The 22,740-nt window shown below is 57.8% G+C and carries 21 protein-coding genes and 2 tRNA genes; 6 read left to right on the forward strand and 17 right to left on the reverse strand.

Features of this window, described 5'->3' with window-relative positions; all coding sequences use genetic code 11:
• The first annotated feature begins 41 nt into the window (after positions 1-41).
• The 5 genes from JQR87_RS15430 to JQR87_RS15450 all read left to right on the forward strand — a co-directional run bounded on the left by JQR87_RS15430 (position 42) and on the right by JQR87_RS15450 (position 6,003).
• The gene (locus JQR87_RS15430) at positions 42-917 is read left to right on the forward strand and encodes an oxygenase MpaB family protein (protein ID WP_407295489.1); all 876 of its coding nucleotides are present in this window, start codon (positions 42-44) and stop codon (positions 915-917) included.
• 93 nt (positions 918-1,010) lie between these two features.
• Positions 1,011-2,189 (forward strand): acetyl-CoA C-acetyltransferase, encoded by a 1,179-nt coding sequence (locus tag JQR87_RS15435; protein ID WP_407295488.1) that lies wholly within the window; start codon positions 1,011-1,013, stop codon positions 2,187-2,189.
• A gap of 239 nt (positions 2,190-2,428) precedes the next feature.
• Entirely contained in the window at positions 2,429-5,374 is a 2,946-nt protein-coding gene (locus JQR87_RS15440) for a DUF748 domain-containing protein (RefSeq protein WP_407295486.1), read from the forward strand.
• The gene (locus JQR87_RS15445; RefSeq protein ID WP_407295484.1) at positions 5,371-5,682 is read left to right on the forward strand and encodes a DUF2845 domain-containing protein; all 312 of its coding nucleotides are present in this window, start codon (positions 5,371-5,373) and stop codon (positions 5,680-5,682) included. Before JQR87_RS15440 ends, JQR87_RS15445 begins: the two co-directional genes overlap by 4 nt.
• 15 nt (positions 5,683-5,697) lie before the next feature.
• A complete protein-coding gene (locus tag JQR87_RS15450; RefSeq protein ID WP_407295481.1) occupies positions 5,698-6,003 on the forward strand; it encodes a DUF2845 domain-containing protein in 306 nt (101 codons plus the stop codon).
• Between the two features lie 50 nt (positions 6,004-6,053).
• Here the strand turns inward: JQR87_RS15450 and JQR87_RS15455 are convergent, their stop codons facing one another.
• The 16 genes from JQR87_RS15455 to rlmE form a co-directional block, all read right to left on the reverse strand.
• Complete coding sequence (locus tag JQR87_RS15455; RefSeq protein ID WP_407295478.1) at positions 6,054-6,449, reverse strand: BON domain-containing protein; 396 nt, start codon at positions 6,447-6,449, stop codon at positions 6,054-6,056.
• A gap of 269 nt (positions 6,450-6,718) precedes the next feature.
• Positions 6,719-8,824: a polyribonucleotide nucleotidyltransferase gene (gene pnp, locus JQR87_RS15460; RefSeq protein ID WP_407295477.1), complete on the reverse strand. Its 2,106-nt coding sequence runs from the start codon at positions 8,822-8,824 to the stop codon at positions 6,719-6,721.
• 203 nt (positions 8,825-9,027) lie between these two features.
• A complete protein-coding gene (gene rpsO / locus JQR87_RS15465) occupies positions 9,028-9,297 on the reverse strand; it encodes a 30S ribosomal protein S15 (protein ID WP_168423475.1) in 270 nt (89 codons plus the stop codon).
• 118 nt (positions 9,298-9,415) lie between these two features.
• Complete coding sequence (gene truB / locus JQR87_RS15470) at positions 9,416-10,333, reverse strand: tRNA pseudouridine(55) synthase TruB (protein WP_407295475.1); 918 nt, start codon at positions 10,331-10,333, stop codon at positions 9,416-9,418.
• Positions 10,334-10,335: 2 nt separating this feature from the next.
• Positions 10,336-10,725, reverse strand: coding sequence for a 30S ribosome-binding factor RbfA (gene rbfA / locus JQR87_RS15475; RefSeq protein WP_407295472.1), 390 nt, complete (start codon positions 10,723-10,725; stop codon positions 10,336-10,338).
• Between the two features lie 120 nt (positions 10,726-10,845).
• Complete coding sequence (gene infB / locus JQR87_RS15480) at positions 10,846-13,350, reverse strand: translation initiation factor IF-2 (RefSeq protein WP_407295470.1); 2,505 nt, start codon at positions 13,348-13,350, stop codon at positions 10,846-10,848.
• Between the two features lie 27 nt (positions 13,351-13,377).
• Positions 13,378-14,859, reverse strand: a complete 1,482-nt coding sequence (gene nusA / locus JQR87_RS15485) for a transcription termination factor NusA (RefSeq protein ID WP_407295467.1) — start codon at positions 14,857-14,859, stop codon at positions 13,378-13,380.
• 48 nt (positions 14,860-14,907) lie between these two features.
• Entirely contained in the window at positions 14,908-15,366 is a 459-nt protein-coding gene (gene rimP / locus JQR87_RS15490) for a ribosome maturation factor RimP (protein WP_407295464.1), read from the reverse strand.
• 128 nt (positions 15,367-15,494) lie between these two features.
• A tRNA-Met gene (locus tag JQR87_RS15495) sits at positions 15,495-15,571 on the reverse strand.
• Positions 15,572-15,662: 91 nt separating this feature from the next.
• A tRNA-Leu gene (locus tag JQR87_RS15500) sits at positions 15,663-15,748 on the reverse strand.
• 8 nt (positions 15,749-15,756) lie between these two features.
• Positions 15,757-16,140 carry a preprotein translocase subunit SecG gene (secG, locus tag JQR87_RS15505; protein WP_407295463.1) on the reverse strand — a complete coding sequence of 128 codons (384 nt, stop codon included), beginning with the start codon at positions 16,138-16,140 and terminating at the stop codon, positions 15,757-15,759.
• 4 nt (positions 16,141-16,144) lie between these two features.
• The gene (gene tpiA / locus JQR87_RS15510; protein ID WP_407295461.1) at positions 16,145-16,900 is read right to left on the reverse strand and encodes a triose-phosphate isomerase; all 756 of its coding nucleotides are present in this window, start codon (positions 16,898-16,900) and stop codon (positions 16,145-16,147) included.
• Between the two features lie 66 nt (positions 16,901-16,966).
• Entirely contained in the window at positions 16,967-18,304 is a 1,338-nt protein-coding gene (gene glmM, locus JQR87_RS15515; RefSeq protein ID WP_407295459.1) for a phosphoglucosamine mutase, read from the reverse strand.
• An 8-nt stretch (positions 18,305-18,312) separates the two neighbouring features.
• Positions 18,313-19,164: a dihydropteroate synthase gene (gene folP, locus JQR87_RS15520; protein ID WP_407295456.1), complete on the reverse strand. Its 852-nt coding sequence runs from the start codon at positions 19,162-19,164 to the stop codon at positions 18,313-18,315.
• A 15-nt stretch (positions 19,165-19,179) separates the two neighbouring features.
• Complete coding sequence (gene ftsH, locus JQR87_RS15525; RefSeq protein ID WP_407297675.1) at positions 19,180-21,090, reverse strand: ATP-dependent zinc metalloprotease FtsH; 1,911 nt, start codon at positions 21,088-21,090, stop codon at positions 19,180-19,182.
• 188 nt (positions 21,091-21,278) lie between these two features.
• Positions 21,279-21,929, reverse strand: a complete 651-nt coding sequence (gene rlmE, locus JQR87_RS15530) for a 23S rRNA (uridine(2552)-2'-O)-methyltransferase RlmE (protein ID WP_407295454.1) — start codon at positions 21,927-21,929, stop codon at positions 21,279-21,281.
• 82 nt (positions 21,930-22,011) lie between these two features.
• Between rlmE and JQR87_RS15535 the strand changes: the two genes are divergently transcribed.
• Positions 22,012-22,323 carry a YhbY family RNA-binding protein gene (locus JQR87_RS15535; protein ID WP_407295452.1) on the forward strand — a complete coding sequence of 104 codons (312 nt, stop codon included), beginning with the start codon at positions 22,012-22,014 and terminating at the stop codon, positions 22,321-22,323.
• Between the two features lie 17 nt (positions 22,324-22,340).
• Here the strand turns inward: JQR87_RS15535 and JQR87_RS15540 are convergent, their stop codons facing one another.
• Entirely contained in the window at positions 22,341-22,739 is a 399-nt protein-coding gene (locus JQR87_RS15540) for a DUF4149 domain-containing protein (protein WP_407295450.1), read from the reverse strand.
• Position 22,740 lies beyond the last annotated feature (1 nt).

Consider the following 22,740-nt stretch of genomic DNA (forward strand, 5'->3'; position numbering starts at 1 on the left):
TCGGGTAATATCTGACTTCCCAGCCAAGCCAGATCTCGCCTTTGGAGATGATCCGCCGTCATATCGAATCGCAGGTGCTCAGCCTCACAGGACTGGCCATCGGCGGTGTCGATTACGAAAGCCCGCCCGGTGACCCCGGCCTGTTCGGCCCGGACTCGGTCTGTTGGCGTGTGCACGGCGACTTCACCTCAATGCTGGTGGGAGGCATCTCCGCCCTGCTGCTCCAGGCACTGCATCCATTGGCGCTGGCGGGCGTCTGGGATCACTCGAACTTTCGCGACGATCTGCTCGGTCGTCTGCGTCGTACGGGGCAGTTCATCTCCGCGACCACGTTTGGTAGCCACGCCGATGCACAGCGGCTGATTGAACGGGTCCGGGCCATTCACGTGAAAGTGACCGGACATGCACCCGACGGCCGGCCCTATGCCGCGTACGACCCGGACCTGCTGACCTGGGTGCACGTGGCAGAAGTTAGCAGCTTTCTCAAGGCCCACCTGCGCTACCTCAACCCGGCGTTACCAGGGCACGAGCAGGATCGCTACTACAGCGAAGTGGCGCGGATCGCCGAAGCGCTCGGCGCACGCGATGTGCCGCGCTCGCACCAGGAGGTGGAACAGTATCTACAGGCAATGCGCCCACATCTGCACTGCGACGAACGCTCGCGGGAAGTTGTACGCATCCTGTTCGAGGCGCCGGCCCCGAGTCGTCTCGCCAAGCCGTTCGGCGCTTTGATGATGCGCGCCGGCGTCGACCTGCTACCGGACTGGGCGAGTGACATGCTGGATCTCTGCCAGTCGGACCGCGAACGGCAACTGATCCGAATGTCCGTGAGGCGAACCGCGCCGGTGCTGCGCTGGGCCGTGCGCAGCGGCTCAGCTCACCGCGCACGACGCCGTATGGGCCTGCCCATACGCTAGCGTGACTGGCAGGTTCCGCATTTGGAGCCTCCTTCTGGCCTGTGCCAACATGAGCGCCCCGCGGGAGCCCGCACCTTTCTCGAGGCCGAGATCATGCAAAACGTCGTCATCGTCGCCGCCACTCGCACCGCTGTCGGCAGTTTTCAGGGTGCGCTGGCCAATATTCCAGCCGTGGACCTAGGCGCCGCGGTTATCCGCCAGCTACTTCAGCAAACCGGAATCGATGCGGCCCAAGTCGATGAAGTCATCCTGGGCCAGGTTCTAACAGCAGGCGCAGGGCAGAACCCGGCGAGGCAGGCGGCCATGAACGCGGGGCTGCCCAATGCGGTACCCGCGATGACCCTGAACAAGGTCTGCGGCTCCGGACTGAAGGCGCTGCACCTGGCGGCCCAGGCGATCCGTTGTGGCGACGCCGATGTGGTCATCGCTGGCGGCATGGAAAACATGAGCCTTGCACCCTATGTGATGCCCAGCGCACGCACAGGCTTGCGCATGGGCCACGGCAAACTGGTCGACAGCATGATTCAGGACGGCCTGTGGGACGCCTTCAACGACTATCACATGGGCATCACAGCCGAAAACCTCGTAGAGCGGTACGGCATTACGCGCGAAGCTCAGGACGCCTTTGCTGCGTCCTCACAGCAAAAAGCCGTTGCCGCCATCGAAGCCGGGCGTCTGCGCGACGAAATCACGCCTATCGAGATTGCGCAGCGCAAGGGTGAACCGCTGGTGTTCGACATCGACGAGCAGCCTCGGGCTGGGACAACGGCAGAGAGCCTGGCCAAGCTAAAACCTGCCTTCAAGAAGGACGGCAGCGTAACGGCCGGTAACGCGTCCAGCCTCAACGACGGTGCCGCCGCCGTGTTGCTGATGAGCGCCGAGAAGGCGAAAGCGCTTGGATTACCGGTGATGGCTCGCATCGCCAGCTATGCAAACGCTGGCGTTGACCCCGCCATCATGGGCATCGGCCCCGTATCGGCCACGCGTCGGTGCCTGGAAAAAGCCGGCTGGACACTAGACGAGCTCGACCTGATCGAAGCCAACGAAGCCTTTGCGGCACAAGCGCTATCGGTGGGTCAGGAGCTGGGATGGGACGCGCAGAAGGTCAACGTCAACGGAGGCGCCATCGCGCTCGGTCACCCGATTGGCGCATCGGGTTGCCGCATCCTGGTGACCCTGTTGCATGAAATGATCCGCCGAGACGCCCAAAAAGGATTGGCAACGCTATGCATCGGCGGCGGTCAGGGCGTCGCACTGGCAATCGAACGCTAGCCGACGGTTTTCTCGACAAACTGCGCGGTCATTCTTGCCGAGTCGCCGCGCACGTCCTCTCGCGAACAGGCACCCAAGCAGTTCGATCCGTTACAGCCCACTCCCCGTCAACGGGCGGCAAGCCGCCGCTCAAGGTGTTCATGCTTCAGTTGTGAAGTAGCGCGTGGCCCCGCGTGCAAGAGGAACCCGGGTGTCATGCCATACTCCAAGGCAGTTCATCGCCTGGAAAGAAGGTCCGCATGCCCAACGGATTGAAGCGCGCGCTCATCGGCCTGATGACCGCCCTGATCGTCTACTGCCTGCTCGGTTTTCTAATCCTTCCCGGAGTGGCGCAGCGCCTCATCAACAAGCAGCTCACGCAATACGCGACGGTACCGGCTCGCCTTGAGCGAATCGAGTTGAACCCGTTCACGTTGGATGTGAGGCTGTACAACTTGCGCATGGGCGAGCCGGACGCCGAGCAACTGGCGTTCGAACGGTTGTTCGTCGACCTTGAATGGGACAGCCTCTGGACTCGCTCTCTGCACCTCGCGGACATCGAGCTCATCGGACCGAATGCCGAAGTCCTGTTTGACATGGACGGCAAACTGAACCTGTCCGAGCTATTCGAGCTACCTACGAAAGAAGACGTGGCCGAAGAAGATGCGGAGCCCCTCGCCCTGCGCATCGATCGCCTGAAACTGGCCGGCGGACGGGTGCACTTCGCCGATCAGCGAACCCAGGAGCCGATCGACTTCCTACTCGACTCGCTGGATTTCGAGCTGCTCAATTTTGCAACCCGTTCGGATGACACGGCAGATGCCGTTCTGGTTGCCAAAGGCCCAGACGGATCACGTATCGAATGGAAAGGCCAGCTCAACCTTTCCCCCATTACGTCGACCGGCCAGATTGAGATCAACGATCTGGCCCTGAAAACGTTCTGGCCATATGTACGAGACATGGCACCGCTCGCCCTCAACGAGGGTAAGGTGAGCCTGAAGACCGAGTATCAGCTCGACCTCAGCGAGGGCACCTCGCTGCAGCTGAGCGATGCTAACGCTACGTTGGCATCGTTGAGCATCGACAGCCTGGACGGGCAACCGCTGCTTCGTCTGAAGGAGGCACAGATTGCCGAAACTTCTTTTGACCTGCAGAAGCAACAAGTGACCGTCGGCCAGGTGCGCAGCCAGACGTTGGAGAGCGGGTTGATACGCGAATCTGACGGCCAGCTCAACTGGCAGCGCCTGCTTGCCGGCAAACCAGAGCCGCAACCGCAGCCAACTGATACCGAGGAAAAACCGGCGCAGGCCGAGCCTCAGTCGGCACAGAAGGATGATGGCTCTGATCGACCTTGGCAGATCGTTCTACGTGACGCTGAACTGCGAAACTACCATCTGCACCTCGCTGACAAAGTGCCTGAGCCGAACGTCGAACTTGAGGTAGGCCCGCTGGACCTGGATGTGCGTAATTTCGACAGCCGCGGCACATCTCCAGTGGATCTAAAGCTGACCACCGAGGTTGGCAAACAAGGTTCGCTACTTGCCGAAGGTCAGCTGACATTGACGCCCCTGAAGGGGAGATTCGATGTCACGCTGGCGGGGATCGACTTGCGCTTGGCACAGCCCTACCTGTCGCCGTTCGTTCACTTGGAGTTACGCAGCGGACTGCTGGCGAGCCAGCTTGCGGTCGAGCTGAAGGGCATCGAGCCGCTGGCATTTCATATAGGCGGTTCCGCTGAAATCACGCAGCTCCACACCCTCGACACCATTCAAGACCGGGACCTGATGAGATGGCAATCGCTACAGATCAATGGCCTCGACTACAGCTACCCGAACACGCTGCAGATCGACAAGATCGACCTGAACCAGCCATACGCACGCTTCATCATCAATCCGGACCTGTCGACTAACATCAATGACTTATTGGTGGACAAGCCCGCAGCCACGCCCGGCCAAGAGTCCTCTCCATCCGGTGCGCCCGTCTCGCCAGACGAGCCAGACGTACCCTTCGCCCTCCGGATCGGCGGGATTCAGATAAACGACGGTTCGGCCAGTTTCGCCGATTTGAGTTTGCGTCCTCCCTTTATCACAGCCATCCAGGATCTCAACGGTAACATCGGCGCCCTCGACAACCGCCAGCACAACGCCGCGAGCGTCGACATAGAAGGCAAGGTAGACCGATACGCTCCGGTGAGTATTGAGGGGAGCCTGACGCCCTTCGAGCCGCTCCAAAGCCTGGACATCACCACCCGCTTCAGGCAGGTCGAACTGACCACGCTCTCGCCTTATTCAGCCAAGTTCGCGGGCTACCGCATCCGCAAGGGCCGCCTCAATCTGGACCTGCATTACCGCATCCAGCAAGGGCAGCTGAATGCGGAAAACGAAGTGGTGCTGGAAGAGTTGCAGCTGGGTGAAAAAGTGGACAGTGAACAGGCCGTCGACCTGCCGGTGCGTCTTGCAGTGGCGCTGTTGAAGGACAGCAGTGGCACCATTGCGCTCAAGATTCCAATACAAGGGGATCTGACGAATCCGCAGTTCGACGTGATGCCCATCATCTGGCAAACGTTACGCAATCTGGTAGTACGAGCAGCCAAGTCGCCCTTCAAGTTCCTTGGCGGGCTCGTCGGTCGCGAGCAGGCAGATCTTAGCCAGATCCTGTTCCCGCCCGGTAGCAGCGAACTCGACAGCAAAGCGCGCAGTAAGCTTGACGCGCTTGCCGGCGCGCTCAAGGAGCGCCCGGTTCTTCGACTTGAGGTCGAAGGTATGAGTGCCCCGGCAGTTGATGGTGCGCTTCTCGCCGAACAATGGCTGGAGCGTGAATATCAGCAGACTTGGTATAAGATCTTGCAGCGACGTGGTGATACTGTTCCGGCCGATCCATCAATGCTCGAAATTGGCGAAGAGGAGAAAACGGCCATGCTGGAAGGCATCTATCGCAGTCGCCTTCAGCAGCAACCACCGGCAGAGTGGCAAAATCTCGATGAAGATGCCCGCGCGCAACAGCTTCGTCAGGCGATCCTAAGCAGCCGGGAGAGCAGCACGGCGCTTCTGCGGCGCCTGAGCCGTGCACGCGCCGCCAGCATCAAGGATTATCTGGTGGATAGCGCAGGGCTCGCAGCAGACAGGGTCTACCTGCTCGATACCGGCATATCCCAGATTGTCCAGGGTGGTGAGGTCCCTACGGTCCTGCATCTGGAGGCAGAATGAAACGGCCAAGCAGACGTCATTGGAAAACGATCGCCCTGGTTGCAGCCAGCTTGGCGAGTTCAGCAGCCGGTGCAGATACCTTTCGCTGCGGTAGCAACCTGATCAACACGGGCGACCGTGCCTTCGAGGTTGAGCGTAAATGTGGTCAACCTGTTCAACGTGACCTGGTGGGCTACACCCTAGGCTCAAACCACCGTCGCGAAATGATGCGTGAGGAGTGGGTATACGGCCCCAAAAATGGCATATTCAGCATCCTCACGTTTGAGGGAAACCGACTGGTACGGATCGAAACCAGTCGCGCGAATTGACCAAGGGAGTCGCCCATGCGGAAAAGAGCCGTGCTGACCGCGCTCGCCATCACGCTCAGTGCGCTACATGCGCAGGCGTCCTCGACGTTTCGTTGCGGAAGCAACTTGGTCAGTCTGCAAGACTCGACAGCTGAGGTCCAAGCCAAGTGCGGTGAACCGACGAGCCGTGGGGTTACCGGGTATAAGGAGATCGTCGACGAGTACGGCTACTGGCATGAGGTCCAGCTTGAGGAGTGGACCTACGGGCCGACAAACGGCATGTATCACTTCCTCCGCTTCGAAGGTAATCGCCTAAGCAACATAGACAGCGAGCGAGGCTGAAGGATAATAAAACCCGCTGAACTACAGCGGGTTTTATGGGGGCCCAACAGTTAATCGACGGTCTTCAGGCCATCTGCCGAGACTTCTTTGACCCCTTCGATATTCCGGGCTTTTTCGATAGCCATCTCACGCTGTGCTTCTGTTGCGATGTTGCCAGACAACGATACGACGCCGTTGTTGGTCTCAACTTCAATCTCCATGCCTGGGGTCGAGTCACCAGCCAGCAGAGCAGACTTGACCTTCGTAGTGATCCAGGTATCCGACATCGCCTCGCCCGCTTCGTCTGCAGTGTGCTCGGCTGCATTCATCGTGTCGCTGGCCGCCAACATCATGGGTTGGGCTTCATCAAATGCAGGCGCGGTGTCGGCAAACGCAGCGCCAGCCAGCGGCAAGCCCAGGGCAGTCGCGATGGTGGCGGCAGTAATAGAGGTCTGGATCTTGTTCATGAGTTGCACTCCTGTTTCTCATAGTAACTGCGGAATACCTACCGCAGGTTCACATAAGAGATCGCAAGCTGCATGCCAAGCCAGGCTGTTTATAAATATCTATACAAATCAGATAGATAAGAAAGAGCAATAACACTCTGCCACTAGCACTCTGCATGTTTGCACCAAGCGAAGCGTGCAGAGTGCAATGCACACAACTTGCGCAGCGACATGCCCGGCCCGCCAAAAAAAAAAGAGCCCCGAAGGGCTCTTTTCTTAACACCAGATGCTTATGCGCCAGATGCTTCTGCGGCAGCGACATCCTTGATCGAAAGCTTGATGCGGCCGCGGTTATCCACGTCCAGTACCAAAACTTTCACTTCCTGACCTTCTTTCAGTACGTCGGTGACCTTCTCGACGCGCTGATCGCTCAGCATCGAGATATGCACCAAACCATCCTTGCCAGGAAGGATGTTGACGAACGCGCCGAAGTCAACGATGCGCTCAACCTTGCCGACATAGATCTTGCCGATTTCAGCCTCAGCGGTGATACCAAGCACCCGCTGCTTGGCCGCTTCTGCAGCTTCTTTGGTCTCGCCGAAGATCTTGATCGAGCCGTCATCTTCGATGTCGATTGAGGCTTTGGTCTCTTCGCAGATACTGCGAATGGTCGCTCCACCCTTTCCAATCACATCGCGGATCTTGTCCTGATCGATCTTCATTGAAATCATAGTCGGCGCATTCGCTGAGAGCTCAGTACGCGACTGACCGATAACCTGATTCATCTGACCGAGGATGTTCAGACGCGCTTCAAGTGCCTGACCCAGCGCGATCTCCATGATCTCTTCGGTGATGCCCTGGATCTTGATGTCCATCTGCAGCGCGGTCACACCATTGGCAGTACCGGCCACCTTGAAGTCCATGTCACCCAGGTGATCTTCGTCACCCAGAATGTCAGTCAGAACGGCAAACTTCTCGCCTTCCTTGACCAGACCCATGGCGATACCGGCAACCGGCGCCTTCATCGGCACACCGGCATCCATCAACGCCAAGGAAGCACCACAGACGGAAGCCATGGAGCTCGAACCGTTGGACTCGGTGATTTCCGAAACTACACGAATGGTGTATGGGAACTCGTCGGCGTTCGGCAGCATGGCGGCAACTGACCGGCGAGCCAGACGGCCGTGACCGATTTCGCGGCGACCGGTAGCGCCCATGCGACCGCACTCGCCCACCGAGTAGGGAGGGAAGTTGTAGTGAAGCATGAAGGGGTCTTTCTTCTCCCCTTCGAGGGTGTCGAGCAGCTGTGCATCACGCGCAGTGCCAAGCGTAGCAACGACCAAAGCCTGGGTCTCACCGCGTGTAAACAGCGCCGAGCCGTGAGTCTTGTCCAGCACGCCGACTTCGATGTTCAAGCCACGCACGGTACGAGTATCGCGGCCATCGATACGCGGCTTGCCGTTGACGATATTTTCGCGAACGGTGCGGTATTCGATCTCGCCAAAAGCCTCTTTGACCTCGTTGGCGGACGGCTGACCTTCCTCACCGGCGAACTTGGCGACTACTTGGTCTTTGAGCTCACCAAGACGCGCATAGCGGTCCTGCTTGATGGTGATGGTGTACGCCTGCGAGATGGCCTCGCCGAACTCATTACGGATGGCCGCGAGCAACTCGGTGTTTTCAGCTTTTGGCTGCCAATCCCAAGTCGGCTTGGCGGCTTCAGCAGCCAGCTCGGTAACGGCCTGAATAACGGCCTGGAACTCGTCATGAGCGAAGAGGACAGCGCCCAGCATCTGGTCTTCGGTGAGCTCTTTGGCCTCGGACTCGACCATCAGGACCGCGTCCTTGGTTCCGGCTACGACCATATCCAGGCTGGACGCTTTAAGCTGCTCGTAGGTCGGGTTCAGCAGGTAGCCAGTTTCCGGGTGGAACGCGACGCGCGCAGCACCGATGGGACCATTGAACGGAATGCCGGAAATTGCCAGCGCGGCCGAAGTACCGATCATCGCCGCGATATCCGGATCGGTTTTTTTGCTGGTCGAAACGACCGTACAGATGACCTGCACTTCGTTCTGGAAGCCTTCCGGGAACAGCGGACGGATCGGGCGGTCGATCAGGCGGGAGGTCAGCGTTTCCTTTTCGGAAGGACGCGCTTCACGCTTGAAGAAGCCACCAGGGATCTTACCGGCTGCGTAGGTCTTTTCCTGATAGTGAACGGAAAGCGGGAAAAAGCCTTTACTCGGGTCTGCGGTCTTGGCGCCGGTGACGGTAACCAGGACCGTTACGTCGTCATCAACGGAGACCAATACCGCACCAGTGGCCTGACGGGCGATACGCCCAGTCTCGAGGGTTACGGTCGATTGACCGAATTGAAATTTCTTGATTACCGGGTTCACGGTGGTTCCTTCTCTTTGTTGCCTTGGGGGAATCGTCGCACATCCCACGGGCATGGCCTCGCGCGGGACATAGCTCAAAAATCTTTGGGCAGTGGTGGGAGTCGACCCTTCCCCTGTCCGAAACGACCTCTTCTGAAAGGCAAAAGCTGGAAGCAGGGTAACCCCACTTCCAGCTTTGGCGTTCAGCTTCGCACAGGCATCGCTTAGCGACGCAGACCCAGACGACCGATCAGGGTGCTGTAACGAGTAGTGTCTTTGCCCTTCAGGTAATCCAGCAGCTTACGACGCTGGTTAACCATACGGATCAGACCACGACGGGAGTGGTGATCTTTGCCGTTGGCCTTGAAGTGACCTTGCAGCTTGTTGATGTTGGCGGTCAGCAGGGCTACCTGCACTTCCGGAGAACCGGTATCGCCTTCAGCTTGCTTGTACTCGTCAACGATCTGGGCTTTTTCTTCAACGCTAAGTGCCATGATGGGCTCCTTCTATGAACAGGCCGGGGTTCAACCCGTGTTTAAAAAGAGGTGTGACCGTGCCTGCCAACAGCCAACCTCGTAACGCAACGCACCCTAGGGGTGAGCTGCATATCGGTCACTCGGACCGAATCAGTCGACGGGGCGCAATACGCCCGTCCTCACTCACTTCACCAATACCAATGAAGCGACCGTTGTGATCTGTCACACGAAGCATGCCGAACTTCGGCGCTTCAGGTGCTCGTACCGGCTGACCATGCAGCCAATAAAACGCGCTGTGTTCTGACAGCTGCAGCAGCGGCCAATGTTCGAGCCCGCTATCAATTGGCTTGAGGAAGGCGTCAACCGCCTCCGCACCACCTTCCGAGTGCACCTGCTCAAGCTCTTCAAGACTGACCGTCTGGCTCAGTTCGAAGGGACCCGCTTGAGTTCTCCGCAGCTCGGCGACGTGCGCACCACAACCCAAGGCATGGCCGATATCTTCGACCAGCGTTCGAATATAGGTGCCTTTGGTACATGCCACCGTCAACCGAGCACGGTCATTCTCAAGCGAGAGCAAATCCAAGCGTGTAATGGTAACAGAACGCGGCTCGCGCTCCACTACCTCTCCTGCTCGCGCCAGCTTGTACAGCGGCTGACCATCGCGCTTGAGCGCCGAATACATCGGCGGGACTTGCTGCAGATCACCACGAAACTGTGGCAAAAGCGCCTCCAGCTGCGCCTGATTGACGGAGACGGGCTTGCGCTCAATCACCTCGCCCTCCGCGTCGGCCGTCGTAGTTGTCACGCCGAGCTGGGCAACAGTCTCGTAACCCTTGTCGGCGTCCAGTAAATACTGGGAGAACTTGGTGGCTTCTCCAAAACACAACGGCAACACACCGGTTGCCAGCGGGTCCAAGCTACCGGTATGCCCGGCTTTTTCTGCATTGAGCAACCAGCGAACCTTCTGCAGAGCAGCGTTCGAAGTGAATCCACGGGGTTTATCAAGCAGAATGATGCCGCTTACAGCGCGGCGAACGCGTTTTACCTGGGCCACGCCTAGTCTCCAACGTCATCGCTGTGCTTACGATCTTCTGCGACAGCTCGCTCAATAAGCGTTGTCAGCTCGACGCCGCGACGCACGCTAGCGTCATAGCTGAAGTGCAACTGGGGCACGGTACGAAGCTTCATCGCCTTACCCAATTGCATCCGCAGGAAACCACTGGCTTCGCTGAGGATGCGGAGATTGGCCTTGACCGCGTCTTCGTCGTCGTCCTTGCCCATGACGGTTATGAACACCTTGGCATGGGACAGGTCACGACTGACCTCAACAGCGGTTATGGTTATCAGACCCAGACGCGGGTCCTTCACTTCACGTTGAATCAGCTGCGCCAATTCACGTTGCATCTGATCGCCGATACGCTGGGTACGGCTGAATTCTTTGGCCATTAAATCTGCCTTGAGCAGCAAGCAAGCTGCTAGCCTGAAAAAACATTGTGCTGCAAAGGCAAACGGCAAGCACTCAAGGTCGCCCCTGGATGCTTGCCGTCTGTTGCCCAACAGCTGTTGTTACAGCGAACGCGCCACTTCGACTTTCTCAAACACTTCGATCTTGTCGCCGGCCTTGACGTCGTTGTAACTCTTCACCGCGATACCACATTCCATACCGGCACGTACTTCCGCGACGTCATCCTTGAAGCGACGCAAGGATTCCAGCTCGCCTTCGAAGATGACCACGTCGTCGCGAAGAACGCGGATAGGACGATTGCGGTGAACCATGCCTTCGGTGACCATGCAGCCCGCCACGGCACCGAACTTCGGCGAGCGGAACACGTCACGAACCTCTGCGATACCGAGGATGTTCTCGCGAACATCGCTGCCCAGCATGCCGGTGAGGGCTTTCTTGACATCTTCGATGATGTCATAGATCACGTTGTAGTAACGCAGATCCAGACCTTCCTGTTCGACGATTTTGCGCGCACCCGCGTCGGCACGGACGTTGAAGCCGAACAGTACCGCGTTCGATGCTAGCGCCAGGTTGGCGTCGCTCTCGGTAATACCACCGACACCGCCACCAATGACACGCACCTGCACTTCATCGTTACCCAGGCTACCGAGCGAACCCTGCAGCGCTTCCAACGAGCCACGGACATCCGATTTGAGGACGATGTTGAGCGTCTTCTTCTCTTCCTGCCCCATGTTCTCGAAGATGTTTTCCAGCTTCCCGGCATGCGCTCGGGCCAGCTTCACTTCGCGGAACTTACCCTGACGGAACAGGGCCACTTCACGTGCCTTCTTCTCATCGGCCAACACGCTGAGCTCGTCACCCGCATCCGGCGTGCCGTCGAGACCGAGAATCTCGACCGGGATGGACGGACCGGCTTCCTTGATAGGCTTGCCGTTCTCATCGAGCATGGCGCGGATACGGCCATAGTTGGATCCAACCAACGCCATGTCGCCCTGACGGAGCGTGCCGTCCTGAACCAGTACGGTAGCAACCGGACCGCGCCCTTTATCCAGTCGCGACTCGACTACAACGCCACGTCCTGGTGCCGAAGGAGTAGCCGTAAGCTCCAAGATCTCGGCTTGTAGCAGAACAGCCTCAAGCAGGTCATCAACACCAGTACCCATCTTCGCGGATACCGATACAAACGGCGTATCACCACCCCACTCTTCCGAAGTCACTTCGTGAACAGACAGCTCACTACGGATGCGGTCGAGATCCGCGCCCGGCTTGTCGATCTTGTTCACTGCGACGACCAGCGGCACGCCAGCAGCCTTGGCATGCTGAATGGCCTCGATGGTCTGGGGCATCACGCCATCGTCCGCCGCAACGACGAGAATGACGATGTCAGTTGCCTGAGCACCACGGGCACGCATGGCGGTAAACGCGGCGTGGCCCGGCGTGTCGAGGAAGGTAACCATTCCACGGTCGGTTTCGACGTGATAGGCGCCGATGTGCTGGGTGATACCGCCCGCTTCGCCAGCTGCCACTTTGGCGCGACGGATGTAGTCGAGCAGCGAGGTCTTACCATGGTCAACGTGACCCATAACGGTAACGACCGGCGCGCGCGTGATGGCTTCACCCTCGAACTTCAGCAGCTCGGCCAGCTGCTCTTCAAGCGCGTTGTCACTGACCAGCTTGACTTTGTGTCCAAGCTCTTCAGCGATTAGCTGAGCAGTTTCCTGATCGAGAACCTGATTGATGGTCACAGGACTGCCCATCTTGAACATGAACTTGATGACTTCTGCAGCCTTGACCGACATCTGCTGAGCCAGATCACCAACCGTGATGGTCTCGCCAATGGCTACTTCACGGACGATAGGGCCGGTCGGGCTCTGGAAGCCATGCGCGTTGCGCTTCTTCAGCTTCGACTTGCCTCGTCCGCCGCGACGGAATCCGTCGGCATCGTCTTCGCCACTGCGCGCAGTACGTGACAATGGCGCCTTCGCCTTCAAGGAAGGGCGATGCTGAGCCTGCTTGCGATCACGACGTTCATCATCGTCGCTACGCGCCTTATCGGCACGGCGCGGCTCATCCTTCTTGCGCTCCTCGACCGGAGCGACAGGAGCAACCGGGGCGGGCTCTGCTGCAACAGCAGCAACCGGCTCAGGGGCGGCCGGCTGTTCGGCTTCTGCTTCAGCCTTTGCTGCAGCTTCGGCCTGTTGGCGCGCCTCTTCCTCAGCTCGCAGCCTTTCTTCTTCGGCCGCTTTCTGACGAGCCGCTTCTTCCGCGGCGCGCTGCTCTTCGATCTCACGCTGCTTCTCAGCTTCGATCTCGTCGGGACTGCGCTTGACGAAAGTCTTCTTCTTGCGCACTTCGACGCTAATCGTCTTGCTACCACCCACCTTCAGCTTGGTCGTAGTTTTGCGCTGCAAAGTGATCTTGCGCGGCTCATCCACTTTGGCGCCGTGGCTGCTTTTAAGGTGCGCCAACAGGGCCTGTTTTTCATTATCGGTCACTACTTGCTCGGCGCTGGTGTGCGACAGTCCTGCCTCACGCATCTGCTGTAGCAGTCGCTCGACCGGTGTGTCGACCACCTGGGCCAGTTCTTTCACCGTGACTTGCGTCATGCATCTCTCTCCTCAGGCCGCAATTTCTTACTCGAACCAATGGGCTCGGGCGGCCATGATCAGCTTGCCGGCACGTTCTTGATCTATGCCGTCTATGTCGAGCAGGTCGTCAATCGACTGCTCGGCCAGGTCTTCGCGGGTGATAACACCCCGCATTGCCAACTCGACCGCCAGCTCCTTGTTCATGCCCTCCAGCGCGAGCAAATCCTCGGCCGGTTGGGCGTCTGCCAGTTTCTCTTCCGTTGCGATCGCTTTAGTTAACAAGCGATCTTTGGCGCGGGTTCTCAGCTCGTTGACGATGTCTTCGTCGAAGCCTTCGATGCCGAGCATTTCCTCCATAGGGACGTAGGCAATCTCTTCGAGCGAAGTGAAACCTTCCTCGACTAGTACTTGTGCCAGCTCCTCATCGACATCCAGCTCTTCGATGAAATTGCGCAGGATGTCGCCTGTTTCTTCCTGCTGCTTGGTCTGGATGTCCGCCTCGGTCATCACGTTAAGCGTCCAGCCAGTCAGCTGGCTGGCGAGGCGCACGTTTTGGCCGCCCCGACCGATGGCTTGCGCCAGATTATCTTCACCCACTGCGATATCCATCGCGTGGGCGTCTTCATCAACGATGATGGCTGCCACCTCAGCAGGAGCCATTGCATTGATAACGAACTGTGCCGGATTCTCGTCCCACAACACGATATCAACTCGCTCGCCGCCTATCTCACCAGAGACAGCTTGAACACGGGAGCCGCGCATGCCGATACAGGCACCTTGTGGATCGATTCGCTTGTCCTTCGAACGGACACCGATTTTGGCGCGCGAACCTGGATCCCGCGAAGCAGCCATTACCTCGATCAAACCTTCGGCAATCTCCGGTACTTCAATGCGGAACAACTCGATCAACATCTGCGGTGCAGTACGAGAAAGGATCAGCTGGGGGCCACGGTTCTCAGTGCGGATCTCTTTCAGCAGCGCACGCACTCGGGCACCGACACGGAAGGTTTCCCGAGCGATGATATCTTCACGAGCCAGCAACGCCTCAGCGTTGTTCCCCAGATCGACTATGACGCTGTCACGGGTCACTTTCTTGACTGTGCCGGAAATGATCTCGCCTACGCGATCACGATAAGCATCGACCACTTGAGCACGCTCGGCCTCGCGAACTTTCTGCACGATGACCTGTTTCGCTGTCTGGGCGGCGATCCGGCCGAACTCGATCGACTCGATTTTCTCCTCCAGCACATCACCAATCTTGGCGTTGGCTTCTTGAGCCTGCTTCATGTCGGTGGTTAGCTGATGCGCCGGATCGTCAAAATCCTCTTCTTCGACAACCGTCCAGCGGCGGAAGGTCTCGTAGCTACCGTTCTGCCGATTGATCTCGACCCGCAGGTCAACTTCATCTTCAAAGCGCTTCTTGGTAGCGGTGGCCAAAGCCAGCTCCAATGCTTCGAAGATCACACCGGCCGGTACGCCTTTTTCATTGGATACCGACTCCACAACCAGCAGTACTTCTTTGCTCATCGTACGCCTCGCCTATCGCAATCCATTGGGGTCCGCGGGATCCGCGACTCACTCAAAACGGGGGATTATGTTGGTCTTGTCGATCATGTCGAGCGGCAACAGGTATTCGTGATCATCCACTAGCACCACGACATCCTGCTCCTCGACCCCGCGTAGAAGACCTTGGAAATTGCGCCGCCCTTCGAAGGGGGAACGCAGCTTGATTTTGACCTGCTCACCCACGTGCGCTGAGTACTGCTCAAGCGTGAACAGAGGCCGATCCATACCCGGTGAAGACACTTCAAGGGTGTAGTCGGAGCTGATGGGATCTTCCACATCGAGCACACCGCTTAACTGACGACTGACTTTTTCACAGTCGTCGACAAGTATTCCGTTGGGATGATCGATGTAGACTCTTAACAAGGAGTGCCGCCCCTGCGAGATGAACTCGATCCCCCAACATTGATAGCCAAGCGCCTCAACTACCGGGGCCAACAAGGCCTGCAACTGTTCTAGCTTGCTCGACATCGAAGTCCCTCGCGCATGCTGTACAAATGAAAAATGGGCGAAACGCCCATCCCTAATGATCGCCTGTAGATGCCGGCGACCTGGCTCGAAGCTAATAAAAAGCCCCTCGACAGGGGCTTCTGATCAACTGGTTGCGGGGGCTGGATTTGAACCAACGACCTTCGGGTTATGAGCCCGACGAGCTACCAGACTGCTCCACCCCGCGTCAAACTGGGCACGAATTATACGACCGCACCTAAATCAGGTCAACCCAAACACTAAAAACAAGAAAGCCCGCATCTGCGGGCCTGCTTGTTTGGTACCGAGGAGGGGACTCGAACCCCTACAGCCTATGGCCACTACCACCTCAAGGTAGCGTGTCTACCAATTCCACCACCTCGGCAAAAACCCTTACTCTTGCACTGGAACCTCGGGCACTTCATCTGCTTCAGGCGCAGATGGAGCGCTCTCCAGAACAGGTACATCCTCAACGACCGGGTTAGCTGCCGGAACCTCCAGCGCTGCCGGATCCGGAAGACCCGCCCCTGCCAGCTGATCAGCTTGGCGTGTCGCAAAGAACGCCAACCCCAGACTCGTCACGAAAAAAACGCCGGCGAGTATAGCAGTAAAACGACTAAGAAAGGTAGCAGAACCTTGGCTTCCGAATACGGTTGCCGAAGCCCCAGACCCGAAAGAAGCGCCCGCGTCGGCACCCTTACCCTGCTGCAGCAACACCAGCGCAACCACACCAATGGCAACCAGCAGATGCACCACAATCACAACAGTCTGCAACATCTGATCAGTTCCCTGCGGCGCGACAGATCGCACCGAAATCATTCGCTTTCAGAGAGGCTCCACCCACAAGCCCCCCATCAATATCGGGCATTCCGAAAAGCTCGGCGGCATTCTCCGCCTTAACACTGCCGCCATACAAGAGGCGTACGCCTTCAGCGATACGACCATCTTCACGACCCAGCTGCTCACGTATGGCCGCATGCACTTCTTGAGCCTGCTGCGGAGTAGCCGTAAGCCCGGTACCTATCGCCCAGACTGGCTCGTAAGCCACAACCGCCTGCTTGAAGGCCGCGATTCCAGCATCAGCAACTACGCGAGCCAGCTGACGCCCGACCACTTCCAAAGTCTGCCCGGCTTGCCGCTGCTCGAGCGTCTCACCCAGACACAGCACCGGAGTCAAGTTGCACTCCAATGCCGCTAAAAATTTCTTACTTACCGTCTCGTCACTCTCACCAAGGAGAAGACGCCGCTCGGAGTGACCAACCAACACCCAGCGAACCCCAGCATCTGCTAGCTGACTAGCTGACTCTTCACCTGTCAGGGCACCGAAGCCTGCTTCTACTGCACAATCCTGAGCCCCGACGGCAACAGCCTTATCACCGAGCTCACCGACGACTTGCGCCAAATGCAAGCTCGAGGGAAAAACAACAACCTCAACCGAAGAAGGAAGCTGCTGCTGAGCAAGTGCTTCGGTCAGCTCTGCGACGCTGGCGCGGGTACCGTTCATTTTCCAGTTACCAGCTACCAGTGGGCGACGCATGCTTTACCTCGTCGGTCAAAGTGGGCGCAAATGGTACTCAACCGGAACACCTCTGGCAAGCGGCAATCACGCACAAACTTTCGTGACCACTGTAGCCAGCTCTTCGGCGTAACTTCGAACCTGTTTTTCGTCGTCACCTTCGACCATTACCCGCACCAACGGCTCGGTCCCAGACTTGCGCAACAGTACACGGCCTCGGCCTGCCATACGCTCGGTGACACTGTCGCAGACTGCCTGGACCTGGGGATCGGCGATAGGATCGCGATCTCCGCTGAAGCGGACATTAATCAAAACTTGCGGGCACTTGCTCCAGGCAAGTCGCTCCTGCGCCAGGTTGAGGCCCCGACGCTTAAGCGCGAGCACCACCTGAAGCGCAGCGATGATCGCGTCCCCAGTCGTGACATGTTGAGCGCAGACGATATGCCCTGAGTTTTCTCCGCCCAAGACCCAGTCTCGGTCAAGCATTTCTGCCATCACGTATCGATCACCGACCTTGGCCCGGACAAACGGAATGTTGCGCGCCTTTAGCGCCAACTCAAGCCCGAGGTTGCTCATCAACGTTCCCACGACCCCGCCCACCAGACGGTCACGGTCTTGCAGGTCAGTAGCGATAATATAGAGCAGCTCGTCACCGTCGACCTGAGCCCCGGTATGGTCCACCATCATCACACGGTCGCCATCGCCATCAAAAGCGATACCAAGGTCCGCCCCTTGGTCGATTACCGCTCTCTGTAACTGCTCGACATGAGTGGACCCGACATCAGCGTTGATATTAAGCCCATCTGGCTGGGCAGCAATCACCGCCACATCCGCCCCAAGCTCACGGAAAACACTTGGCGCCACTTTGTAGGTAGCCCCGTGCGCGCAATCGAGCACGATTTTCATGCCAGAAAAGTCGGTACTGGTCGGAACGCTGCTCTTACAGAACTCGATATAACGGCCAGCGGCATCATTGATTCGCGAAGCTTTACCAAGCTGAGCCGAATCCACAACGGTCATCGGAGAGTCAAGCAGCTCCTCGATCATCAGCTCGATTTCATCAGGCAGCTTTGTTCCACGCCCGGAGAAGAACTTGATCCCATTGTCGTGATGAGGGTTGTGCGAGGCACTGATCACGATGCCCGCGTCCGCATGAAAGGTTCGCGTCAAATAGGCCACCGCCGGGGTAGGCATCGGACCCAAAAGCAACACATCAGCTCCAGCCGCTGAAAGCCCAGCTTGCAGCGCTGATTCGAACATATAGCCCGATATCCGGGTGTCTTTCCCTATAAGGATGCGGCACTTCCCATGCTTGCGGAATGCCATGCCGGCAGCCCAGCCAAGTTTAAGCATGAACTCAGGCGTTATTGGAAATTGCCCTACGTGACCCCGAATGCCGTCGGTGCCGAAGTACTTTCTAGCCATAAAAATCCTTATTCTGCTGCCTGCACAGCAGCAATCATTCGAACTACATCAACCGTCTCGCTGACATCATGTACACGGAGTATGCGCGCCCCCATCGCAACGGCCAACGCTGCGAGCCCCAAACTTCCATACAGACGATCCGACACATCGCGCTGCAGCGTTTGGCCAATCATGCTCTTGCGTGACACCCCAACGAGCAGCGGCCGCCCGAGCGCATGAAGCTGCTCGAGATGCTTGAACAGACTGAGATTATGAGAAAGGTTTTTCGCGAAACCGAAACCTGGGTCCAGCACGATTCGATCGCTGGGTATACCCGCTTCGATGCACACCGCCATGCGGTCATGCAGAAAGCTGCAGACCTCCGCCGCGACGTCATCATAATGCGGCTCGTCCTGCATGTTCTCGGGTTCGCCGCGCATATGCATCAGGCACACAGGCAGCCCAGTGTCAGCCGCCGCCTTCAATGCGCCATCTCGAGAAAGGGAGCGGACGTCATTGATCAAGCCAGCACCGAGACGTGCCGCCTCGTGAATCACGACAGGTGAGGAAGTATCGACCGAGATGACTACATCAAGCTCAGAGGCAATCGCCTCGACAACCGGCGCAACACGCTCCAGTTCCTCAGTCGGCGACACGGCCCTAGCACCGGGACGCGTCGACTCGCCACCAATGTCAATGATCGTTGCACCCGCCGCCACCATGACTTCGGCGTGGCGCAGCGCCGCATCTACACCGGCGTACCTGCCTCCATCCGAAAAGGAATCAGGCGTGACATTAAGAATGCCCATGACATGGGGACGCGATAAATCAAGAACCCGGCTGCCACAAGGCAGCCGGGTAGAAGGCAACGTCTGAATCATTTGACCAGCCTTGGATCAGTGCTCGCCGGCGGGACCACCGATAGGTGTCTGCGGACGACCACCTTCAGGCTGTATCGAGGTTCCGGTCGGCCCGGAACCGCCCTGCCAGTCGCGGGGTTCGCGCGGGGTACGACCCGCCATGATGTCGTCGATCTGATCTGAGTCGATAGTTTCGTACTTCATCAGCGTCTCGGCCATGAGATCCAGCTTGTCACGGTTGTCCGCCAGGATCTGTTTAGCAGTGCCATAGCACTGATCGATGATGCTGCGAACCTCAAGATCGATCAGCTTAGCCGTATCACCTGACACATTCGCGTGCTGGCTGCCTGCGCTGCGGCCAAGGAAAACCTCGCCCTCTTCTTCGGCGTACATCAAAGGCCCCAGCTTCTCGGACAAGCCCCACTTCGTCACCATGTTACGAGCCAACTGCGTGGCTCGCATGATGTCGTTTGACGCACCCGTAGTAACGCCCTCGAAACCAAGCGTCATTTCCTCGGCGATACGACCACCAAACAGCGAGCAGATTTGACTGATCAAGGCGCGCTTGGAAAGGCTGTATCGATCCTCTTCTGGTAGGAACATCGTCACACCCAACGCTCTACCACGCGGGATGATCGATACCTTGTAGACCGGATCATGCTCAGGAACGACACGACCGACAATTGCGTGTCCAGCCTCGTGATAGGCCGTATTGAGCCGCTCTTTCTCAGACATGACCATCGATTTGCGCTCAGCGCCCATCATGATCTTGTCCTTGGCCAGCTCAAACTCCTTCATTTCCACAAGGCGCTTACCTGCCCGAGCAGCAAACAGAGACGCCTCGTTCACAAGGTTCGCCAGGTCCGCACCCGAGAAACCAGGCGTTCCGCGCGCAATCAATGCTGGCTCAACACTGTCTCCAAGCGGAACCTTACGCATATGCACTTTCAGAATTTGTTCGCGGCCGCGGATATCTGGCAGACCAACAACAACTTGCCTATCGAAACGACCAGGACGGAGCAGAGCCGGATCGAGAACATCCGGACGGTTGGTTGCTGCAATGACGATGATTCCGTCATTCATCTCGAAACCATCCATCTCAACCAGCAATTGGTTTAGCGTTTGCTCCCGCTCATCGTGACCGCCACCGAGACCGGCGCCACGATGCCGACCGACCGCATCAATCTCGTCGATGAAAATGATGCAGGGAGCATGTTTCTTGGCTTGCTCGAACATGTCGCGTACACGGCTGGCACCGACACCGACAAACATCTCGACGAAGTCCGAGCCAGAGATCGTGAAGAACGGTACCTTGGCCTCGCCAGCTACTGCTTTGGCCAAAAGGGTCTTACCGGTACCGGGCGAGCCGACCATCAGCACGCCACGGGGGATACGGCCGCCGAGGCGCTGGAATTTGCCCGGATCGCGCAGAAACTCGACCAGCTCAGTGACTTCTTCCTTGGCTTCGTCACAACCTGCCACATCAGCAAACGTGGTTTTAACCTGATCTTCGGAAAGCAAGCGCGCCTTGCTCTTCCCGAAGCTCATAGGCCCACCCTTGCCACCGGCACCACCCTGCATCTGGCGCATGAAGAACATGAAGACAGCAATGATCACCAGTATCGGGAAACTCGCCACCAGCAGCTGCGTCCAGATGCTCTGCTGCTCAGGCTGTTTGCCCTCGATCACCACGTTGTTGTTGATCAAATCGCCGATCAGGCCATTGTCCTGGATTGCTGGTCGGATCGTTTTGAAGGTTTCGCCGTCGCTGCGCTTGCCGGTAATAACGAAACCGTCAACGGTCACGCGCTCGACCCTACCTTCTTTCACCTGTTCGATGAAATCCGAATAGTTGAGCGTTTGCGGCTCGGTCGGGCTGGAAAAATTGTTCATCACCGTCACCAGGACAGCGGCAATGATCAACCACAAAATCAGGTTTTTTGCCATGTCGTTCAATTCACTACCCTCTAGAGCAGGCGTGTTGTCCAGAGCCTGCATGACGGCCGATGGTTCGCTCTCAGCCTAACTTACTACACAACGTCGCTGAACGCGCAGCTCGGTCTGTAACCCGATATGAAACATACTAGCCCGAATTTCAGGGGCCAGTGCTCGGTCAAAATTCGTAACCTCGCCTGTTAAGACCGCGGCTCACGCATCTCGTTGCTCTCACCACGAAAGCCACGCGCCAACAGGTACTGCTCGCGCGAACGGTCTCTAGATGACAACGGTTTACGCATTTGGACTTTGTCGAAATTTTGTCGCACCTCTTTCAGGTAGGCATCAAAGCCTTCCCCCTGAAAGACCTTGATCAGAAAGTCCCCACCTGGACGCAACACCCGCATGGCCAGATCCAGCGCAAGCTCGCAGAGAAACATCGCCCGCGCCTGATCAGCAACCTTAACCCCACTCATATTGGGGGCCATATCGGAAATCACAAGGTCCACCTGAGTTTCACCGATGGCCTTGAGAATTTCCGCAAAAACCTCGTCCTCCGTAAAGTCGCCTAGAACGAAGGTTACGTCCGCAATACTATCCATCGGCAGAATATCGGAAGCTATCAGCCGACCCCGATCACCGATCACTCGACTGGTGACCTGGGACCAACCTCCCGGAGCGGCACCGAGATCGACCACGGTCATGCCTGGGCGCAGAATACGATCTTTCTCCTGGATCTCAAGCAGCTTATAGCTCGCTCGCGACCGATAGCCGTCTCGCTGAGCCATCTTCACATAGGGGTCGTCGAAATGTTCTTTCAGCCATCGCGGGCTGGTCTTGGAGCGTGCCAAGCTGATACCTCATCTGTGCGGCTCAAGGCGTGTCAGTTACACTAGCCGACGTTTTTCAGGGTTCTGACGCAAGGATCGAATTATGCCGCTCACTAACGAGCAGAAGAAACAGTACAAATCTATCGGCCATCATTTGAAGCCGGTGTTGATCGTGTCGGAGAATGGCTTGACCGAGGGCGTGCAGGCAGAACTGGAGCGCGCCTTGAGCGATCATGAATTGATCAAGGTGCAGCTGAGAATCACCGAGCGCGACGATCGGCGCGCCGTTATGGATGAATTGTGCAACATCGGCAGCTGCGAGCTGGTCCAGTCCATCGGCAAGATGGCACTGATCTACCGAAAGAACCCAAAGGTCAACAAGCAACTGTCGAACGTACATCGCTTCCAAGGCTAAGCCTGTCCAGCCTCGTGCTATCGCTCCCGCCCGGGGGCGACCTGCAGCACGAGCATCAATCCGCAAAGCCCTATCGCCAGATAACTGAACACCAGCCAGTACGGCGATTCAACAACCCCGGCCCGAACCATAAAGTGGCTTCCAGCCAGCAACAAGACCGCCAGCAGCAGCTGCCCCCGCACATCTGTCCATAAGCTGCGCAGACCGCCGAGCTGAATTAGCACGATGGCCTGTAGCGCTACGCAGAACGCAGCAAAGCCCACCAATAAGGGCCTGAGCGTGCCGGCGATATCGTCGATCAGCAGCGGGGCCAGGCCAATCTTGCCTAAAGCCGGCAGCATCACGAATTGCAATAGCCAAACGCCGCCGACCCAGAACGTCTGGGCCAGCTGCCAACTGATTAAACCTGCGCGCATG

The sequence above is a fragment of the Stutzerimonas stutzeri genome (genome assembly GCF_051028275.1).
GTDB classification, from domain to species: domain Bacteria; phylum Pseudomonadota; class Gammaproteobacteria; order Pseudomonadales; family Pseudomonadaceae; genus Stutzerimonas; species Stutzerimonas stutzeri_AS.

Excerpts from the sequence above, each read along its gene's own strand:
- JQR87_RS15435 (WP_407295488.1), top strand. The coding sequence starts at position 1,011 with ATGCAAAACGTCGTCATCGTCGCCGCCACTCGCACCGCTGTCGGCAGT.
- JQR87_RS15440 (WP_407295486.1), top strand. The coding sequence starts at position 2,429 with ATGCCCAACGGATTGAAGCGCGCGCTCATCGGCCTGATGACCGCCCTG.
- JQR87_RS15445 (WP_407295484.1), top strand. The coding sequence starts at position 5,371 with ATGAAACGGCCAAGCAGACGTCATTGGAAAACGATCGCCCTGGTTGCA.
- JQR87_RS15450 (WP_407295481.1), top strand. The coding sequence starts at position 5,698 with ATGCGGAAAAGAGCCGTGCTGACCGCGCTCGCCATCACGCTCAGTGCG.
- JQR87_RS15455 (WP_407295478.1), bottom strand. The coding sequence starts at position 6,449 with ATGAACAAGATCCAGACCTCTATTACTGCCGCCACCATCGCGACTGCC.
- rpsO (WP_168423475.1), bottom strand. The coding sequence starts at position 9,297 with ATGGCACTTAGCGTTGAAGAAAAAGCCCAGATCGTTGACGAGTACAAG.
- rbfA (WP_407295472.1), bottom strand. The coding sequence starts at position 10,725 with ATGGCCAAAGAATTCAGCCGTACCCAGCGTATCGGCGATCAGATGCAA.
- infB (WP_407295470.1), bottom strand. The coding sequence starts at position 13,350 with ATGACGCAAGTCACGGTGAAAGAACTGGCCCAGGTGGTCGACACACCG.
- nusA (WP_407295467.1), bottom strand. The coding sequence starts at position 14,859 with ATGAGCAAAGAAGTACTGCTGGTTGTGGAGTCGGTATCCAATGAAAAA.
- rimP (WP_407295464.1), bottom strand. The coding sequence starts at position 15,366 with ATGTCGAGCAAGCTAGAACAGTTGCAGGCCTTGTTGGCCCCGGTAGTT.
- secG (WP_407295463.1), bottom strand. The coding sequence starts at position 16,140 with ATGTTGCAGACTGTTGTGATTGTGGTGCATCTGCTGGTTGCCATTGGT.
- tpiA (WP_407295461.1), bottom strand. The coding sequence starts at position 16,900 with ATGCGTCGCCCACTGGTAGCTGGTAACTGGAAAATGAACGGTACCCGC.
- glmM (WP_407295459.1), bottom strand. The coding sequence starts at position 18,304 with ATGGCTAGAAAGTACTTCGGCACCGACGGCATTCGGGGTCACGTAGGG.
- folP (WP_407295456.1), bottom strand. The coding sequence starts at position 19,164 with ATGATTCAGACGTTGCCTTCTACCCGGCTGCCTTGTGGCAGCCGGGTT.
- ftsH (WP_407297675.1), bottom strand. The coding sequence starts at position 21,090 with ATGGCAAAAAACCTGATTTTGTGGTTGATCATTGCCGCTGTCCTGGTG.
- JQR87_RS15535 (WP_407295452.1), top strand. The coding sequence starts at position 22,012 with ATGCCGCTCACTAACGAGCAGAAGAAACAGTACAAATCTATCGGCCAT.
- JQR87_RS15540 (WP_407295450.1), bottom strand. The coding sequence starts at position 22,739 with ATGCGCGCAGGTTTAATCAGTTGGCAGCTGGCCCAGACGTTCTGGGTC.